Annotated in this window: 23 protein-coding genes; 5 read left to right on the forward strand and 18 right to left on the reverse strand. The window is 31.0% G+C overall.

The window, feature by feature from the left end; genetic code table 11:
* The first annotated feature begins 118 nt into the window (after positions 1 to 118).
* Together RR409_RS01705 and RR409_RS01710 are read left to right on the forward strand one after the other, a co-directional pair.
* Positions 119 to 613, forward strand: coding sequence for a sigma-70 family RNA polymerase sigma factor (locus RR409_RS01705; RefSeq protein WP_332555987.1), 495 nt, complete (start codon positions 119 to 121; stop codon positions 611 to 613).
* 1 nt (position 614) lies between these two features.
* Positions 615 to 1,724 (forward strand): anti-sigma factor, encoded by a 1,110-nt coding sequence (locus RR409_RS01710; RefSeq protein ID WP_332555988.1) that lies wholly within the window; start codon positions 615 to 617, stop codon positions 1,722 to 1,724.
* 218 nt (positions 1,725 to 1,942) lie between these two features.
* On the opposite strand, the gene RR409_RS01715 is transcribed toward RR409_RS01710, so the two are convergent.
* The 3 genes from RR409_RS01715 to RR409_RS01725 form a co-directional block, all read right to left on the reverse strand.
* A complete protein-coding gene (locus RR409_RS01715) occupies positions 1,943 to 2,356 on the reverse strand; it encodes a thioesterase family protein (protein ID WP_332555989.1) in 414 nt (137 codons plus the stop codon).
* A gap of 302 nt (positions 2,357 to 2,658) precedes the next feature.
* Positions 2,659 to 2,820: a hypothetical protein gene (locus RR409_RS01720; RefSeq protein WP_332555990.1), complete on the reverse strand. Its 162-nt coding sequence runs from the start codon at positions 2,818 to 2,820 to the stop codon at positions 2,659 to 2,661.
* Positions 2,821 to 2,904: 84 nt separating this feature from the next.
* Positions 2,905 to 3,624 carry a hypothetical protein gene (locus RR409_RS01725; RefSeq protein WP_332555991.1) on the reverse strand — a complete coding sequence of 240 codons (720 nt, stop codon included), beginning with the start codon at positions 3,622 to 3,624 and terminating at the stop codon, positions 2,905 to 2,907.
* 250 nt (positions 3,625 to 3,874) lie between these two features.
* Between RR409_RS01725 and RR409_RS01730 the strand changes: the two genes are divergently transcribed.
* Together RR409_RS01730 and RR409_RS01735 are read left to right on the forward strand one after the other, a co-directional pair.
* On the forward strand, positions 3,875 to 4,585 hold the full coding sequence (locus RR409_RS01730; protein WP_332555992.1) for a MerR family transcriptional regulator: 711 nt from the start codon (positions 3,875 to 3,877) through the stop codon (positions 4,583 to 4,585).
* 594 nt (positions 4,586 to 5,179) lie between these two features.
* Entirely contained in the window at positions 5,180 to 6,625 is a 1,446-nt protein-coding gene (locus RR409_RS01735; protein ID WP_332555993.1) for a DUF4317 domain-containing protein, read from the forward strand.
* Between the two features lie 512 nt (positions 6,626 to 7,137).
* Here RR409_RS01735 and RR409_RS01740 read toward each other — a convergent pair.
* From RR409_RS01740 to RR409_RS01810, 15 genes are all read right to left on the reverse strand, one after another.
* A complete protein-coding gene (locus RR409_RS01740; protein WP_332555994.1) occupies positions 7,138 to 7,911 on the reverse strand; it encodes an alpha/beta hydrolase in 774 nt (257 codons plus the stop codon).
* 58 nt (positions 7,912 to 7,969) lie between these two features.
* Positions 7,970 to 8,491 carry a cysteine hydrolase family protein gene (locus RR409_RS01745; RefSeq protein WP_332555995.1) on the reverse strand — a complete coding sequence of 174 codons (522 nt, stop codon included), beginning with the start codon at positions 8,489 to 8,491 and terminating at the stop codon, positions 7,970 to 7,972.
* A gap of 359 nt (positions 8,492 to 8,850) precedes the next feature.
* Positions 8,851 to 9,351 carry a hypothetical protein gene (locus tag RR409_RS01750; protein WP_332555996.1) on the reverse strand — a complete coding sequence of 167 codons (501 nt, stop codon included), beginning with the start codon at positions 9,349 to 9,351 and terminating at the stop codon, positions 8,851 to 8,853.
* Between the two features lie 81 nt (positions 9,352 to 9,432).
* On the reverse strand, positions 9,433 to 9,972 hold the full coding sequence (locus RR409_RS01755; protein ID WP_332555997.1) for an AAA family ATPase: 540 nt from the start codon (positions 9,970 to 9,972) through the stop codon (positions 9,433 to 9,435).
* Between the two features lie 23 nt (positions 9,973 to 9,995).
* On the reverse strand, positions 9,996 to 11,186 hold the full coding sequence (locus RR409_RS01760; RefSeq protein WP_332555998.1) for a serine hydrolase: 1,191 nt from the start codon (positions 11,184 to 11,186) through the stop codon (positions 9,996 to 9,998).
* Positions 11,173 to 11,316, reverse strand: a complete 144-nt coding sequence (locus RR409_RS01765; protein ID WP_332555999.1) for a hypothetical protein — start codon at positions 11,314 to 11,316, stop codon at positions 11,173 to 11,175. Before RR409_RS01765 ends, RR409_RS01760 begins: the two co-directional genes overlap by 14 nt.
* Before the next feature lie 336 nt (positions 11,317 to 11,652).
* On the reverse strand, positions 11,653 to 12,477 hold the full coding sequence (locus RR409_RS01770; protein ID WP_332556000.1) for an undecaprenyl-diphosphate phosphatase: 825 nt from the start codon (positions 12,475 to 12,477) through the stop codon (positions 11,653 to 11,655).
* 337 nt (positions 12,478 to 12,814) lie between these two features.
* Positions 12,815 to 13,156, reverse strand: coding sequence for a nuclear transport factor 2 family protein (locus RR409_RS01775; RefSeq protein WP_332556001.1), 342 nt, complete (start codon positions 13,154 to 13,156; stop codon positions 12,815 to 12,817).
* A gap of 28 nt (positions 13,157 to 13,184) precedes the next feature.
* Positions 13,185 to 13,499, reverse strand: coding sequence for a nucleoside triphosphate pyrophosphohydrolase (locus RR409_RS01780; protein WP_332556002.1), 315 nt, complete (start codon positions 13,497 to 13,499; stop codon positions 13,185 to 13,187).
* 13 nt (positions 13,500 to 13,512) lie between these two features.
* Positions 13,513 to 14,085: a histidine phosphatase family protein gene (locus RR409_RS01785; RefSeq protein ID WP_332556003.1), complete on the reverse strand. Its 573-nt coding sequence runs from the start codon at positions 14,083 to 14,085 to the stop codon at positions 13,513 to 13,515.
* A gap of 44 nt (positions 14,086 to 14,129) precedes the next feature.
* Positions 14,130 to 14,765, reverse strand: a complete 636-nt coding sequence (locus RR409_RS01790) for a hypothetical protein (protein WP_332556004.1) — start codon at positions 14,763 to 14,765, stop codon at positions 14,130 to 14,132.
* A 241-nt stretch (positions 14,766 to 15,006) separates the two neighbouring features.
* Positions 15,007 to 15,486 (reverse strand): hypothetical protein, encoded by a 480-nt coding sequence (locus RR409_RS01795; RefSeq protein WP_332556005.1) that lies wholly within the window; start codon positions 15,484 to 15,486, stop codon positions 15,007 to 15,009.
* The gene (locus RR409_RS01800) at positions 15,483 to 15,692 is read right to left on the reverse strand and encodes a helix-turn-helix transcriptional regulator (RefSeq protein WP_332556006.1); all 210 of its coding nucleotides are present in this window, start codon (positions 15,690 to 15,692) and stop codon (positions 15,483 to 15,485) included. The genes RR409_RS01795 and RR409_RS01800 overlap by 4 nt, the downstream gene beginning before the upstream one ends.
* A gap of 499 nt (positions 15,693 to 16,191) precedes the next feature.
* Complete coding sequence (locus tag RR409_RS01805) at positions 16,192 to 17,562, reverse strand: DUF6179 domain-containing protein (protein WP_332556007.1); 1,371 nt, start codon at positions 17,560 to 17,562, stop codon at positions 16,192 to 16,194.
* A complete protein-coding gene (locus tag RR409_RS01810; protein WP_332556008.1) occupies positions 17,531 to 18,043 on the reverse strand; it encodes a DUF6323 family protein in 513 nt (170 codons plus the stop codon). Before RR409_RS01810 ends, RR409_RS01805 begins: the two co-directional genes overlap by 32 nt.
* Before the next feature lie 327 nt (positions 18,044 to 18,370).
* Here RR409_RS01810 and RR409_RS01815 point away from each other — a divergent pair, with 327 nt between their 5' ends.
* Positions 18,371 to 18,496: a HepT-like ribonuclease domain-containing protein gene (locus RR409_RS01815; RefSeq protein WP_332556013.1), complete on the forward strand. Its 126-nt coding sequence runs from the start codon at positions 18,371 to 18,373 to the stop codon at positions 18,494 to 18,496.
* The last annotated feature ends 456 nt before the right edge of the window (positions 18,497 to 18,952 follow it).

The following is an 18,952-nucleotide window of genomic DNA, read 5'->3' on the forward strand; positions in this document are numbered from 1 at the left end:
TCTTTCAAAGCTTCTAAACTCTTTTATGTAAAATACTGTATAATGGATATAAATGTAGAAAAATATTTTGTAACTTTTTCTATTTACAAACGTTGATTCAGTGAAGGGGGTAAGGTGCATGGACAAAAACACATTAGATAATTTATATAAGCTCTATATGACTGACGTATACCGTTACCTCCTTTATCTTTGTAAGGATAAATATTTAGCAGAAGACTTGCTTCAGGACACCTTCTTTAGGGCTTATTTATACCTTGAAGACTGTCCTCCAGACAATGTAAAGCCCTGGCTTTTTAGAGTGGCCCATAATTCCTTTATTGATAGCACAAGGAAAAATAAAAGAAGTTCTCCTACAGATGCGGAAACTCTTAATAATATTGAAGATCCAAAGAGTACCGAAAAGGATTTATTAATAAAGGAACAACTTAGCTTAGTTAAAAGTGTTATGAAAAATATGCCTGAAAAGCAGAAGAAAGCTTTAAAGCTTTGTGTTTTTAAAGGACTATCCTATAAAGAAGCAGCTGAAGTTATGAGAATCAGCGTGTCCCATATAAAGATTTTGGTATTTAGAGCAAGACAGACCTTAAAGGATAATATAGAAAGGATGGATTAACTTGAGTGATGATTTTAAAGAGAAATTAAAAGCTTATGCAGAAGGCACACTTTCAGAGGAAGACAAAGCACTTATGGAAAAGGAACTTGAAAAATTAGAGCTTTATCAAGAATTTTTAGATGAACAATCTGATTTTAATTATGAAAAAGAACCTAATTTCGAAGAAATTATGATGTTAAATCAAGATAAGATAATTAAGAAAAGCAAGTGGAAAGCAAGGCTGCAAAATGCTTGCATTGTATTGATTATTTTTAATATTTTATTTCTAATTTCACAAACCATTACCTCTAAGTATTATAACCTAGGAAATCCAAGCAAGGAGACTCTATATAGAAATACGATCAAAGCAACCATAGAAGCCACTAGACCTAATACAGATGCCCATGGAAGTACTATGAGAAAAGGAATATTTTTCAGCAGAGAGATAGGAATACAGTATTCTAAACAAGTTGGGAAAGATGAAATTGATGAAGGCAATTTGACTGTTAAGTTTAGCTTTAAAAATCCAGAGGTTATTACAGATAAGTCACCAAGTACTTCAAATTTAGATAACTACTATTTTAATGCAGGTGCCTTCAGTGGTGAAGATATGAACTTCAATTCAGATAGCACCATGTGGAATACCTTAGAAAAGCTTCCTGAAGGTACAGTTACAGAAGCCCATATTACTTTCAACAAACTATATGAAACCGATGAAGTGCTCAATTTATTTAAAGGTAAAGACATGGAACTTTTATGGCTGGCAGTGGACACAGGTATACAGGAGAATTCTAATACATTGCTAGGGTTCCCTCACACAGAAGACTTTCCAACACTTCGTAGGAATTGGTTCGATCCTCCACCAACGGTTGTTAAGAAGTATGAAAACGGAAAGTTCAGAAATGATTATTTTATTGATACCCTAAAATTTCTAAATGAACAAAAGGCTATAGTGCGTGCCATTAATACAGAGGCAAACCTTGAAGGAGCTCTGGATTATATAAATAAAAATGGAGTAAAAATAATAGGGGTTACAGTTACAGGTCCTACTAAAGAAATCTTAAAACTAAGAGAGGAAAACTTGGTGAGATTAATAAGAGTTGGTGAATCTCGTCTTTGGAATTGGGACTAATAAAAAAGTTGATGAAATAAATGGGCTGCGTCATAATGCATAAAAATGCAAATGACGAGCCCCTTGGTTTTTATTGGCATTCCATATTCTTTAAGATGGTCTATACTATATGATTCCTTAAGAGCACTCACACATCTAATTTTTTAGTTCCAGGGAATATCTTGAACTTTCCTTCTTAAGCCTATAGTAATTAAGCCCAGAATAAAACTTTCTTTCTACTAAACTAAGGATTGCAATTTTTCAAATATCTTATTATGCTTTTTTTTCAAATTAACTATTCTAAAATTATTATCAACAAAAGGGTGTAATGTACTTCCTCTTGAAATTTCCACTTGGTCTTTTTCTCTAATAACTGAATAGTTGAATTCAACTTTGACTGGAGTTAGTTCCTTAACCCATGTTTTTATTATTAGTTCATCTTCGTACTTTGCACCTTGCATGTACTTGCAACCACTTTCAACTAGAGGAATCATTATTCCACTTTCCTCCATATCACTATAGGACATACCACTATTTTTTATAAACTGAGTTCTGGCTTCTTCAAAATACACGTAGTAGTTTGAATGATGCACTATCCCCATTTTATCCGTTTCAACATACCTAACTGTGATTTTTGTATCACTTATAAACATAATTATCACTTGCCTTTCAAAGATTATAAGCTTTTATTTCTTTTGTATAAAAACATTTATTTTTATTACTTTTAATAATAACACTTACTTACTGTATTTTCCAAAGATTATTATAGCCTTATATATTAAATTCTATTAATTTTCATAAAACTCCTTCCTAATTCCGAAATCCCCTATTAATTTGCGATTTGGTTTAATTTATCCCTTATACTACTAATTTTAAAAAGCAAAAAAGAACTACCACACAACAGTATTAAAATCATTACTAAATAGTTCTTTATATTTTAATTATTGTTTATATCTCAAGGCATTGTAAAAACATCTATTTGCTTTGCAATATTTTCTTTCATATAATCTTCAAACCACCAGATAACTACCTTATCAATAACCCAAATATCAACACTATTCATATCTACACGTTTGATTGTAAATATATATCCCATAATGAAGTTGTCAACTTTCACAGGTATTGTATTAACCCTTAGTTATGTTGTGCACATGCTTCTCGCTGCTCCAACTTTGCCTCATATTAAGCTTTGACTTTCACATTATTCACCATTAATAATATCATTATAGTTTTGCAATATTTTTTCCCAATTTGAATCTTCATTCTGGCAAGTATCCAGTAACTCCTTGAGCTTATGATTAATCTCTTCATCTATTCTTTTATTTTTTTGCAAATGAATATCAAGTCCCACTAGCAATATTTTAGCTAGATCCAAATCTCCAAGTTTCAGAGAACATAAATCCTCTGGAAAAAATTTTGTTAACATATTGAAAGCAACCTGGCTATCTTCTTTTGAATAAATCAAATCATAAAGTATTTCAAAATCTTTACTATACTCTTTGCTTTCAAGCGTTCTGTAAAATCTAGTATCGCTAGATAACTCAGTAATAGGTGTTCCAATAAAAAGTGTATTTCCACCTACATCAGTAATATTGAATCTTCTATCGCTAGATAAATCCTTTAATTTTGATATTCTAGGAATTCCAGAACGAGGAACCTTCCCTATATTCTTTTTCAAAGTAAAGGTAAACTTTTCATATATACTATTTACATCATCAACTCTCAAATAACACATCTGTGGATTTTCAGAAGGTATGGTTCTTTTGCTCCCATAAAAATGCATCTCTATGTCACCGTATTTCATAACTGCATATGGATTTGGACTAGTATAAATCTCATTGGTTTCAAAACCCAAATTTTCATAAAATATAACCTGTTCCTTTATTGACTGACATGGCAAAATAGGTATAATTTTCTCCATAAAACTCCATCCTCTCTTCAATAAATCATTTTTAAAGTAAATAAAACTTAACTGAGTAAATACTTTTAAGCTCTTATTCAGTAGTTTTCTTTTTCTATTAAATTTTTACCTCCTTTGTAAATTCACCTTATAACCTTATTGTATAACATTTGTGCAAATGATAAACTTTCTACAAAACAACCGCATATTTAGTCTATAATATATATATAACCTTATCATCATCTTTAACTTTATTAATCAGAGAATGGAGGTGAAGAAACTGATAAAACCTATTGACATAGCTAGGAAGCTAAATATTAGTACTAGTGCTTTAAGACATTATGAATCCTGGGGAATTATACCCAAGGTACAGCGTTCACCTAATGGATATAGAAGCTATACCGAGGACCACATTGCATATTTTCAGTGTATTAGAGCCATGTTACCTGGCTTCGGCATGGATTTAATAAAAGAAGTATTAATAAAGATTCAAGAAAAGGATATTATCGCTGCTATTTTACTTGTTAATAAAGCTCAACATAACATTTGTAGTGAACGAATGGCTACTGAAAGAACTATTGAACTATTAGAATCTCAACAGTTAGATGAAAATAAGTTTATAAGTAGTAAAGAATGGGTGTCCATCGGAGAAATTTCTTCTATAGCAAAAGTTCCCTCAACGGCACTTCGCCACTGGGAGAGAGCAGGGCTTATATCCCCTTCACGAGATCCTAATAATGGATATAGACGATATAATTCTAATCACTTACGCCAAATTCTATTTATTCGTTCCTTAAAAAAATCCGTTTATTTTCTTGATAGCATACGAACATTGATTAAACAATTAGAGAATAATAATCTAGATGTAGTAAAAAAAGCAGCTAAAGACTCTTCGGTTTATTTTGATGATATACTCAAACATCAACTTAGTGGACTGCATTCACTATATGCTTTGTGTAAAAAACTAGATTTATTAGATTAATAAATGACAGAGACTCATGCCTCATCACTTTAAACAAGCACTATTTTTGCAGAATAAAAGCCATGTTGGGCGTGATGCCTAACATGGCCTATTCACGTAAAAAACAATGTTACTTTCTATTATTTCCTTTCTTATCACATACTGTTTTTGCATTAATTTTTTAGTGTTTGTTTCTTTAGTATTTCCTTCTTTGTCTCTAAACACAAAATTTACCATTGCTGCCATGGCATAATGGCAAATAAAGTTTTAAAGACTTAGAAGGAAGTATTATGCATTCTGAACTTCATATAAGTGAAAACTCCATAATATATTTTGTAGATATTATGGGTTAAGAAAAAAGATTAATGATAGTTACCTATTATTAAAGTTAGATTGTGAAGAAGAAATAAACAAAGTATACAAGCTTTAAAGAAAGATGGATTAGTATGTTTTTTCTGTTTATTGCCACGCATAGTGAAAGAAAATTTAATGCTACTTCTTTGCAAAGTTCACCCAATAAAACCTTTAATTAATTTGAAAAAAATACTATACTTATTAATGAGAATATATTAATTTTAACTACAAAGAGAAACAACTAGATTGAGGGGTTTATATATGAGAAAAAAAGATATACTTGAGTTAAAAAAACGTTTTAAAAAAGACCATTGCACCTTCACTAAGATGTGTGGCTGCTATGTTACTGGGGAAAAACATATTATTTTAAAATTTAGGGAGACCTTTCTGAATTTAGCTGATGATGAATATTTTAAGTACTTAGAAATTGCTAAAAAAGTGTTATCTGGAACTGTTGGAAATAATATTTTAGAACTTAACTTCCCGCTTAATGAAGATCTTTCAAATGAGAGACAAGCTTCTCTTATGCTGCTTAAGAAAAGCAAATTAAAGGATGATGTTATCCTTGATGCTTTTTATGATACCATCATCGATAATTATGATTATAAGGGTAATTTTATAATACTTGTTTTTCATGACGCTTATGATGTTATTACTAAAACTACTGATAATTCAAAGATAGATGAATCCGAAGAAGTATATGAATATGTGTTATGCGCAATATGCCCTGTTTCACTTTCAGAACCTGGACTTGGATACTTTGAAGAAGAAAACAAAATAAAAGCACGTATCAGAGATTGGGTGGTGGATGCCCCAGCTAATGGCTTTGTGTTCCCTGCTTTTATTGATCGTAGTGCAGATGTTAACTCTATTATGTATTACACAAAAAATCCAAAGGATACTCATCCTGAATTAATGGAAAATGCTTTAGGTTGTTATTCAAAACAAACTGCTACTGTTCAAAAGGAAGCCTTCCAATCACTTATTAAAGATTCTCTTAATGTGGATGAGAAAAAAGCAGATAAAATTTTTATGGACATACAAGAGAACCTAAATTCTATGGTAGATGAATATAATACAATCTATGATGATACAGATTGTGAACCTATAACCTTAACGAAGAAGGACATAAAAAACCTATTAATAGAAAGTGGAGTTCCTGAAGAAATTACTACTATGATTGAAACCTCCTATGTAGAAAACTTTGGTGATGATCTTCCTTTAGCAGAAAATTTAATTGATGCAAAGGCACTGAAGGTAAATGAGCAAAGAAAAAAGGAAGAAAACCTTCAGAAACAAGTAGAAATACTTCAAAATAAACTTGAACAGGTTAAACAGGAAGCTGCTGTAGATAATGAAACTAAACTGTCTACAGAAGTTAAGGATGATAATGCGGTGTTGAAAAAACCTACAGAAGTTGACTTAGAAGAGTCTTTAGAAAGTAATTTAGAAGAAGTCATAGAAACTAATTTAGGGGAAACCCACGATACAAGTTCAGAAGAAACCTTAGAGGCTAATCTAGAGGAAACTCAGGGTACAATTTCAGAAGTTACCAAAGTTACTCCTAACTATGACGTTATTCTTCAAGTAAAACCTGAAAAAATACCTCAAATAAAATCTCAAATAATTGATGGGCAAAAATGCATAGTTATCCCTATCAATGACAATGAACAAACTACAGTTAACGGCCTAGATCATTTAATTTAAGTTGATTACAGTTTCAAGTGATGAATCAAGTTTTGAGCTTGCTTATCTGTAGGCTTCTCTCTCAAAAGTTAAATTTATTCATTCCTAGAAGCCTTAAGAGCCCAACACGGCTTATATCTGAGTTTAATTTTGATTTTAGTTCCCTATATAAATTAATAAAGAAAAATAGCAAACTCAAAAGGTTTGCTATTTTCTTTGTTCTTTATTATTTATTATTTATTATTTATTAAATAGTGAACAAGTCCATTTTGGTAAAGGACTTTAAAAGGAGATTTGACTACCACCTAAAACTTTTTAGGCACTGATGATGATAGGAGAATTATCTTTCCAAAATGTCTCATCTAAATTTGAGAAGACTCTGGGAATTCCCCTGGTTTATACTATTACCCAAACTATAGAAAACTTATAGTTTGGAGTTCCGTCTTCCTCAAGTTCTCTCCCTAGGTGATCCGGTGTTTTTACCTTAGTAGTATATAAATTGTAATTTACAGGTTTATTTGTAGCATCTATGATTATAGTGCATAAGAAATACCTTTTTTAATTGCCTCTGCTAATCCTTTCGGATTTTCCCAAGCCATAGAATGTCCTGCTGATTTTACAATTTCAATATTTATTCCTTGTCTCTCTAACTCATCTTTATCATTATCTGGCAAAGAATTTTCACCAAAAATAAAAGTTTTTTTACATTGTAATAAGTATAATATCTCACGCCATGATGGGTCTGCCCCAGCAACTGCTGACTTTGAAATTCTGCTAATTGCTGTAGAAGAACAAACTGATAATGTGGCTGCCCACATAGAATTTTCAATGGAACTTTCATATACAGTTTCATTGAAAACGTTGTTGACAAAATCTTCTTCTTCACAAATTCCAAATTTATAACTAAATGAACCCTCATAGCTTTTATCTAAATTAGCTTCACTAAGTATAATTGTTTCAATATTCTCTCTGCATTTATCTGCAAGTTCAAGTGCTATAGGGCCTCCTAAACTATGCGCAAAAATAATAAACTTATCAAGTTTTAGGTGTTGTACAAAATTATATAAATAGTTTGCATGTTCTTTTATGGCATATAAATAATCATCTGGCTTATCACTAAATCCACTACCAAGCAAATCTATTAATATACGCCTATGTTCAATTAAATCAGTTTGTGCTGCTACCTCAGGATAATCGAAAGATCCAGCGCAGCCTAATCCATGAATAAATAATATTGGGGTATTTTTACCTGGTAAATCATGATATCTCATTTTATTGTTTTCATTATCAACTATGTATTCCTTCATAATAAGCCTCCACGTTAGATATAGATTTTTAATCTTTCTCTAAATAACTGGAATTTAGTTATTTCATTCTTTTAATTGTATCATCCAATGAAATGCATTCTGCATATCTGCCATTCCATATAAATTCATTGTAGTATTGATAGCTTTGTTCTGATGACATAAATTTATTATTAATAGTGGTATTTGCATATGCTGGAGCTATAATATTAAATCCATGCTCAAATCCACATTTTATTGTAGCATCAATACAATAATCAGTTTGAAGCCCTACAATGATTATATCTTTCTCGTCCTTAGCTTTTAGATATTCTAATAATCCAGTGCCTTTAAAAGCGCTATTAACCTTCTTATCAAATATTTTCTCATCATTCATTGGTTGAAATTTTTCATATATTTCAAAACCCTCGGTTCCTTTTGTTAGTTCAGTTCCTATTCCATCATCATGACGCACATAGATCACTTCAATATTATTTGTTCTGGCCTCATGGATTATTTCTTTAACATTAGATACAAACATATCAAATTCATATAATTCTTCATTTGTTATTAACTTTTGTGTATCAACTACTAATAAAACCATTTTAATCCCCTTTTCAAATTACTATTTATCTTATACTTAAAATTTTCATTAACATCTATTTAATCTCTTTCATTATAACATCTTTTGTAAATAATCACTGCTAAACTTATTATATTTTATTAGTTTTCATAGAATATTTTCAACTATAAAATATCCTTAGACATGTTATATCAATGCCTAAGGACATAAAACTTACTTATGATACGGTTCCATGTTTCTAATTTTATTATAGCGATAAAGTTAAACCCCTCAAATCTTATTTCGTTACAGTTTACTAAACCTAGCAAACAAAAAGGTTATAAAACTCCTTAATAAGTTTTATAACCTTTTTAATAATATTGGGACTAGATCTTATATATTTATTTATGAAGCTCTTTATAAAGACTGGATTTCTTTAGGTTCTTTAACCTTAATAGCATCAATATATCCTTGAGTTTATTATAGGATAATCTTATATAAAAATAATTAATATATTCTATGATACTGAAAATATACAGAAATAAACTCATAAATGTTTTTCCACTTAAGGCTATAAGATTTCCGAAGAAATACTGATAAAGCATCATCAAGGGATATAGTAGAATAATAATTAAATTTATTGTTCTCAAAACTTTATAAGCCTTTCTAAAGCTAACCTGATTAACTGGCTTCTTCTCTAAAATTTTAATACAATAAAGCCAGTAGTAACTCCCTTGAAGTAAAATAAATATTAGTAGCGAAAATGGATAAAGTATAACTATGTCTAAAGTTAAGTTTAACCTCTCCTGTAGCAAACTTAGTGCAAATACAAAAACAAGAGAAGCAGCTAATTCTCCAGTGGATAACCTAATTAGTTCTTTCTTTATATTGTTATCAGACAAAGCACTTACCTCCAATTTCTCAATTTCACCTATGTTAAACATATAATGTGATGTTTTATCACCTTATAAGATAACCTTGTTTTAAGTAATTCGTGCTTCAACTTCTGCACGCGCCATAATCTCTGCTAAGGTCTGTAAAGGTGACATATCTGATGTATCTATCCAAAGTCCTATTTTAGGATTCTCATTCATTAATACCTCATGAAGAGGTTTAACATCCCAGCTAGTATATCCAGTTTTATTACGTTGATTTTCCCTTTCAACCACTGCTTCAACACTTGGATTTAGAGTAATAAAGTAAATTGGTTTTGACTTAATTTCACTTAGAAAAGAGTGTACCTCTTTTCCTAAATAAGTATCTTGTATCACTACAGAAAATCCAGCATCATAATACATGTCCGCCACTTTTGCCGCCATTGCATACCTTAGTCTTAGTTGCTCTAAAGCACTTTGTGAATAGTCCGGTGTCATATCAATGTTTCCCCTAACAATCATCTTACGAAAAACATCACCTCTCAGATGCACACCCTTTTGAAATTGCTCTGCTAACATTTGTGCAATGGTGGACTTTCCTGAAGCCATTATTCCTGTTATAACATAAATACCCTGTGTAAGTTCCATAATAATTTCCTCCTAAACTCGTCTTAAACCTTCGAAACCCATAAATTCCAGTATATTATCCATGCGCTAAACACAGTTATTGCTAGGGAAATAATTGTATAATATACTCTTTGAAAAGCAGTTCCAAAGGATTTTATCCATAACATAACTGTAGTTATTAAAGTTAAAATACATAGTGCCCAAACTACCCACGGTAACATAAAGAAGTATTTTGACCAAGTTGGCAGCCCAAAAACAATTTCCTGATTGGAAAACATTATTCCCATAAGTACGATAAACATAAAGGAAAACAAACTACCAACCACGGGAAGTATGTGAATCGATGTTTCTTCTCTGCTCCACTTTTGTTTTTTTCTTAACTTCTTAATGAACTTAAAGATACCAACTATAATTGAAATTAAGAATATCAACACAAAAGTTAGAACTAATCCTAAATTAAACATAGGTGCATCATAAAAAGGTATCTTAATATAAGCTGTAGTTGGATTGTTATTTTGGAACATATATTTTATATTTCCACTTTCATCCCTCTTAAACACTATATCTCCAATTAATTGATTCCTTGGATCTAGAGGTGTAAGCACATCATTTCCACCATTTATGTATTCGTGGCTTGTGATGCTTGGAAGTCCTGTAGTCACTGTGAATCCTTTTTCCTTACTTTCTTTAATGGAAGCGCTCATAAATGATCCAAGAATTTTTCCAAGGGTTGTATATTCATGCCTTGCTGGCTCATAATTTCCTAAATAAGCTCTTAAATTACCTTCTACTTTTGCACCATTTAATGGTGTACCATTTGATGGCGCACCCTTTGCTTCAGAAGTCTTTGAAGAAGGATAAAATTGATCCATAAAATTCAGCATTGCATCCTGAACTGCTACTGTGCTGTTTCCACTATTAAAAGAAATGAAAAACCCTACATTTTCCTCTGGAATCAGAACAAGTGCACTATGAAAATAAAAGATATCTCCACCATGCCATAAAATACGTTTTTCATTAATGGTTCCTTCCCAAAAGCCATGAGCTATCCCATTAACTCTAGGATCATTAGTAAAACTTCTTTTATGCATTTCTTCTACAGTTTGGGATTTTAAAATTTGTTTATTATTATAAGTTCCATTTTGCAAATGAGCTATGATAAAGTTTCCAATATCCTTTGCACTAGCACTCATTGCTCCTGCTGGAGAAGATTGCTTCCACTCAATTAGCTTCATTAACCTCACTTGCAACTGTTGTAGTTTTCTTTATTTGCTCCTCTGCAAATACGGTGGAAGAAATAGAAGATAGCAGCATAATGTTAATTAAAAGTATTACTAAATAGGTTTTTAAACTTACTTTTCTCACAATCATAACTACTCCTTATCTTGTTTAAATTGCCATATTAATACGGATTATTTTAACAAAAGTTATTCTTTCGTTGTAATATTTTAACCTTATCTTACCAAAAATATCAACTATTTCAGACTTAGCTTCTGATTTAAACTACTATGCTGCATAAAAGATTAAAGATTACCAACTTTTCATAATAGTAAATGAAAAGAAGGTATAAAACTTATATTAAGCTTTATACCTTCTATATTTTTTACTTTAAAGTTTTCTTGTTACCTTTTAAGATACTAATAAAAATTAACTTTCTGTTATTTTCAACTCTTAAGGCTCAAATTCATAAATTCCTGTGCATTATACAATCCAAAAGTATAAAAGCACCACAATACCAAGAACTATTCTATACCAACCAAAAGGCTTAAAGTCACGTTTTTGAATGTATTGCATTAAGAAGTTTATTATGATAACAGATACTATATATGCAGTAATAAGTCCTGCACCTAAGATTAAAACCTCTGATCCAGTAAAAGCAAACCCGAATTTCACAAGTTTAAGAAGACTTGCCCCAAACATAACTGGTACTGCCATAAAGAAAGTAAATTCTGCTGCAACAGTTCTACTCATACCAACAAATATTCCCCCAAGGATAGTTGCTCCTGAACGTGAAGTTCCTGGGAATACTGCTGCAATTAGTTGGAACACACCAACAATTAACGCAGCTTTAAAGGTAATTTGTGCAATTGAATTTATCTTCGATACTCTACCTTCATTACGATTTTCCATAACTAAGAATAATATACCAACTAAGATTAGCATTACAGCTACGGTTGTATAGTTATAAAATAGTGCTTCTATCTTATCATCCCATAGCACTCCAACTATTGCTGCTGGAAGACAGGCAACGATAATCTTAATCCACATAACAAAAATTTGTTTCTTTACAATTATTTTGCCTTTAAAGGAAAATGGAAATAACCTTTTCCAGTAGGTGGTTACTACAGCAATGATAGCTCCCAGCTGTATTACAACTAAAAACATTTCCTTAAAGGATTCTGTTACATTAAGTTTTACAAATTCATCAAGTAGAATCATATGTCCTGTACTACTGATTGGAAGCCATTCTGTTATACCTTCTACGATACCAAATAAAATCGCTTTTAAAATTTCTATAAATTCCATATTTCCTCCTAAATTACACTATGTTTTAAATAACTACTTAAGGTACTCACTACCCTTTACTATTATACAGAAAAAGTTCTTAAAAACCAATTCATAGTTTCTTACAGTTCTCTTACTGTTTTCTTACTTTTTTCTTAACTAAAGTAAAAAGTGCTGCACCAATGTTAATTCAGCTACAGTTTGTACCCTTTCATATATTACTATATTGCATCCTTAGTTGTAAAATAACTATTTATTAAAATTTTCCCCTTAAAGGAAATGAGCAAAGCCATATAAAAACCTACTCTAGGTTTCCTTAAGTTTTGACATAGGGATATTTAACTTTATTCTAAAAGTCTTATTCCCTAGCAAACCAAACCTTTATAATTAAATCATCTTTAACTTCATAGGTGGCAATAACATTACTCTTAACTTCTTTTTCTCCATCTAATACAGTTATATCTTCATAGTCCACAACGTAATTTCCAAGAGTAATTCTCTTTGCAATCTCAGCATGAAGTCCTGGAGTTTGAAATCTTTTAATATATCTCTCTCGAAGATCTTCTACCCCTTTTAAATATGGAACTGGATCTCCTAAATTATAAATTTCAACATCACTGCTGTAAGTTGAAACAAACCCCTCTACATCATGGTTGTTATAATACTCTAATTGTTTTTGCACTACTTGTTCAGGTGTCATGTCTTTCTCCCCCCTGATTTCTAAATTATTATTTTCTCGTAACTGACTTTAAAAACACTCCATCCTTAAAGCCACCACGAGCTTCCTTCTTTTCTTCTCTTTTCCTTAAAAGCTCCTCTTCGTTATACCCTAAATTCTCCCCAAGGCCAAAGATAACCTCCATAATATCTGCAAGTTCCTCTAGATTTTTATCTTCTAGGAATTCATTAACTTCTTCTTTAAGTTTTTCTTCTAGTAGTGGCAGCAGCTCTTCCTTTGAAACAATGATAACTTCACATTCTTTGCCGTCTGCTTCTATTACCTCTGGAATTTTATCTCGAACTAATTTGTTGTAAACTTTCATATTTTCCCCATCCCTATTTCCAAATTCTTTTTATATCCACATCTTTTATATTCTTACCTTCAATAGTTAACACATAAACATCTGGGTTACTTAAGCTTTTCCATCCCTCATAGCCAAAAGAAGGCTCAAAGTATTTTATTGTCAATGAAAAAAGTTCCCCATGTGTCACCACTGCAATATTATTTTCTTCTCTATTTAGCAAATCACTTAAAGCTTCAATGGCTCTTGCCATAGCTTCTCTTGAAGACTCTCCACCTTCATATTTTAGGTCCATATCCACAAAGGCAGCTTTCAGTAGGGGAGTAAAATCTTCTACGTCCTTTGAAGTTAACACTTTTTCCTTAAATCTCTCATCAATATTTACCGGTATGTTAATTTCTTCGCTTAGCGGTGTTATAGTGTGAACTGCTCTCACATAAGGACTTGATACTATGCACTTAATACCATAAGATTTTAAAAACTCTTTTAGCTCCAAAGCTTGATCTACTCCAACTTCCGTTAACTTTGCCTCGGGAGGCTGTCCTTCCGCTTTGCAATGCCTAATTAAATATATTTTTTTCGTGTTTTCCTGGGTTTTTAAACTCAAACTCCTCATCCCTTTCCTATAAAATATTACATGGATGGTACTTTTTAATAGAGTCTCTCATTTAATAAAGTTGTGATTTTTCTAAGCATAAACTTATTACCTTTTATATTATCAAATAAGTTTTCTATTTCCTCACAGCTTAGCTCCATCATATCTTCTAAATCTTCAACCATATCATCTTCTTTAAATTCCCTTATCAAAGTTCTTCCTACAGAGCTTATATTCTCATATACGCCAAATTCAAGAAATAATCCTTCTCTAAAATCATTTTCTGAAGAAACTTTATTTAAAAAGCTTCTTATTTCTTTGAAATCTGCACCTTTATCCTCTATGGTTTTCATTTCTTCAAACCATTTAATATAATCCTCTAATGCTTTTTCATAGCCCTCTTCTGCTGCATGTTCTAATATTCCTATAGTTTCATCATACTCGCACACATCTAAATAAACTTCTCCATCTTTAAGTCCCATATTCTTTGAAATAATAATTGATGGCAGAAGTACATACTTAATAAAAGTATACAGTTTTTTCTGTGAGGTGCAGCATACCCAATGCCTAACCCAGTTTCCACTATGCTGATTAGCCAAGGTATATCTAACTATATAACCATCTTCAGTGATGGGAATTTCCTGTTTATTATTAATCCAATTTCGCCAGTAGGCTATTTCATTTGCACTCATTTATTATTGCTCCTTAGTTATGTTGATTTACTCCTATTTCCAAAGTTTATTTTAGCACTTTTAAGAGGTTTTTCCTATATTATTATTTTCTTACTTCTTATCTTCGTCCAGTTTAATTAAAGTCTCATGAAGCTGCTTTAATCTAAGAACTCATGATTTAGATTTCACGAGGAAAATAATTTTTGTTCTATGAAAAAACAGCGTGCCTTTTGGCACGCTGATATTGTTTTGTTTCTATTTACTACATTTTTTTATTGTAGTACCAGTAAGAAGATGCATATATTAATAAAAATATATATGGTATAACAATAAGAACCTTAAATATTAATATATTATATAAACCTCCTACTAACGCCATAATATACACCGCTACCAGCATTGCAATTGATGCGATGCGAAAGGCATTATTTCCTATCTCTTTAATTCTTTCATCTGTGTTGCTTATACGGCTTGCTTTCAATTTTTCCTCATTGTTTAATATAAGCTTGTTCTTAATCCATAGTGCGGCTCCAGCAGCAATTAATCCTATCCCCATGCCTGAATAAACCCCTAGCATATGACTATCAATTGAAGTATCAAAATAAAATTCTCCTGCAAACCCAAGGGATGCTGAAATAATTCCTAGAATAACTAAAAGCATCATAATTCTCATACGACCCTTTATAACTTCTCTATACTCCTCATTAGTTCTAGCGTTAGTTCCACCTAAAATACCTCTCATAGATTCTCCTCCTCCAAATCAAAAATAAATACATCTTCAATAGTTACCTCAAAGAACTGTGCAATTTTGTGTGCCAATACTAAAGAGGCATTATATCTGCCATTTTCTAAAGATATAATTGTTTGCCTTGTAACACTCACAGCATCAGCTAGCTCGCTTTGAGTTACTTTTTTTGCTTTTCTCAGCTCTTGTATCCTATTTTGCAATTCATCACGGCCTTTCTAATAGTAAAGTTCGCTTTACAATTTAAGTATAGTACGCTTTACATTTCATGTCAAGTATACTTTACATATTTTTAACACTTTTTTGAAAATAAAATAAGCATAGACTTTTTTATCTATGCTTAAATTCATTTTATAATCAATATTAAGTTAAATAATAAGCAAGTTCATTTTATTAAAGTTTTTAAAGGAGATTTGATTCTTCCTTTAAGAGGTGGGAGAATTAACTCTTCAAAATGTGGTTGAAAGCAAAAGCTAAATTATTTATTATCTGTACATATTGTTAAGGCCAAGATTATTCCACCCTCTTGCTTAAGAATTTATTTCAGTTTATCTTGTTATAGGGTTCCATGATGGAATTTTAACTTATTCAGCTGAATGAAATTCATCTTCATAATCCCTTATGGAAACCAGGGTAGTACTCATGTATAAGTTAAATTTTTACTCTGGTTCCCTATATTATCCTGGAAGTTTTTAAGGTTAATTACATTTCAATGGATTCCGCCATATTAGTGATTTTCTCTTTTTTTCTAGGCTCCAAGCTTTCCACATAAACTTTAAATTTTTCATGCCAGTATTTTTCACTTTCAGTTCCATAATAATTATCAAGAACTTCATTGATATTAATGGTTTTTAATATCAAGGCTATTTCAAAATCATCTAAAGCTTTAAAAACCTGAAAGAATTCTTCATCAAAGATACAATCAGCACCTAACACATCCATTAAATCCTTCAAACTGCTGATTTCTTCTCTAATAATTTTTATTTTATCTTCTACCTCGCTGCAAGCTCTAATTTCCTCAGTTATTATCCTAAACCTACTATTACTTATGGTTTTTCTATCTTCAAACTTAATCATATTTTCCTCTGAAGTACTTAAAGTAATAAACACCTTCTCCAAAGTATCAGTATCAATATTTATTTTTATTTCATCTGCTATTTTGCTAGCAGTGTTATTTATAAACTCAATAAGATTTTTATTTTCAATTAAAAGCTCCTCACATATTTTTTCTGAGGCCGAAAAAATTAACTTATGAAGTTCCACCTGGGATAAGGGTTCCATGATACTCTTAAGATATTCTCTATCCCCTTTAGAAATATTTAAGGATACACCCCTATTTCCAGCGATAGTACACCCTAAGTAGTTAGTTAGAACTAACATATAAATATTGATTAATATATGCTTTGAATTTTTGTTGAAGCCTTTTAACAGAGCTTCAATTTCTGCGATGTCAAAGTATGAGCAAAACTTATTTTCAAGGATTAATATATTTAAATATTCCTCTATATATTCAATTCCCACAAAATCTATTTCCTCCACAGATAAAGGATAATCTATGGAACCTGGAATTTCATGACAAGCAAATCTAGTGTTATAACTTTTAAAAAATAGTGGAATTCCATAATTAATAGTATCTACATAACCATAGTTTTCAGTTTCAATTCTAGTTTCTTTAGCAAGATTGTATAATCTTTTGCACTCTTTAACCTTATGCTTTAATATTTTTTCTCCTTCAGTAAATAAATACTTCATGCCTTCCTTCTTAATTAAATCTATACTTTCTTTTACAGCTGTCTCCTTTTTCAGAGCTAACCCAATGGTATAATTAATGGATAGCATAATTTGTTCTGCAACTTCCTCTCTAACAGAAGAACTTTCACCTCTTGTAAAGTAACCGATTGTTTCAGTTATAACCTCAAGGAGTTGAAACTGAAGAAGCTCAAATTCCCTAAGGTCAAGAATACCATTTGAATGAATCACCTGTAGTAAGGATTGAAAATATTGTTCATTACTTAGTTGTTTTTCGAAATTCTCTCCATTACTAATAATAATATCCTTCATCCGAGTCTTCATCTCCTTCCTCGTCAGGGTCCATTTCATCATCCACATCTAAATAGTCATCCATGCCATGCTTTATGTTGAAAACTAATCGATCTAAGTATTTCTCCCTAAGCAGCTCCAAATCGCCCTGGCACTTATTATCAAAATACTCCTTCATAAATTTAATCAAATCATCATCACTAAACTCATCCATTGTTTCATTTTTAAAATAATAAAAGGTTTCAATAAGATCGTCTATCATTTCAACATAGTTCGATTGAAAGATATAAGGAGAATCACTAAAAACAGAAATTAGTTTTGTGATTATTCCTACCCCAAACTCTGCTCTACCATAACTTTTTAAGGCCACATTTCTCGTTTCAATAATTGTTTTTATATCTTTTTCTGAAAGTTTTAAACCATACTGTAAAGTCTCCTCGTTAATCTGCTCTATCTCTGTAAGGGTTTGCTTCGCTATTATAGAATTTGCAATAATCATTAAATTTTTTTCCACAAATTAACCTCCTAAATTTTAAAACACCTATTGACTTTCATTTTTATATGTGCTATAATTAAGATATATAGGTGTTTATATTATACTAACTGTATAATTTTATCATTGTCCATACTTTTAGTCAATGATATTTTTCTTTGTGTTTAATTAAACTGGTTATAAATGTTAAAATAAGAAACCCTCGATATTTTTGTCGAGGGTTTTATTAATGCACAGTATTAATATAGTTATTTAAATTATGGACAAGTCCATTTGGGCACGGGGCTTTGGAAGAGGATTTCATCCCCAACTTAAACTTGTTTAAACACTGATAAGGATGAATAAATTATATGCTTTAGAAACATCGCAGTTCATAATTATCAAAAGTTAAACTTAGAAATCATTGAAAAAGTCATAGAAAATCATTTAGTAGATTTTGAGGAATTTATTAAACAAGTAACCAAGTTCTTATAAGGTATAGTTATATAATCCTTAAAATTTCCGTGATGACTTATAAAGTCACATAGTAATTTATCAGGTGTTATGCCTATAAGTTCCTATATGCATATAGGTTGCTGAATTATAATGAAAATGTTACTATATACATATAAATAGAAAAATAAAGTAAGTGCTGCTCACAACCCTTGTGGGCAGTTTTATTGTTTGAAAGCAATTGTAAGTTTGAAAGTTTTCAACAAAAGTAATAAAATTTGAAATTCTAATATGAAGAAATTAAACACGAGGTGTATAACTTGAATAAAAAATTAATTTACTTAATCTGTACCATGTTTCTTATGAGCGTTCTGGCAAATATGGGACATCCTGTTACCCCAGAGCTAGTGGTGAGTCTGAAAATGTCTTCCTTTATGTATGGGGTAATGTTTGCAGCAATGTCTATTGCAAGCTTTGTTATGTCCCCAATATGGGGAA

The organism is Clostridium sp. (assembly GCF_036642255.1).
Classification (GTDB): Bacteria; Bacillota; Clostridia; order Clostridiales; family Clostridiaceae; genus Clostridium_J.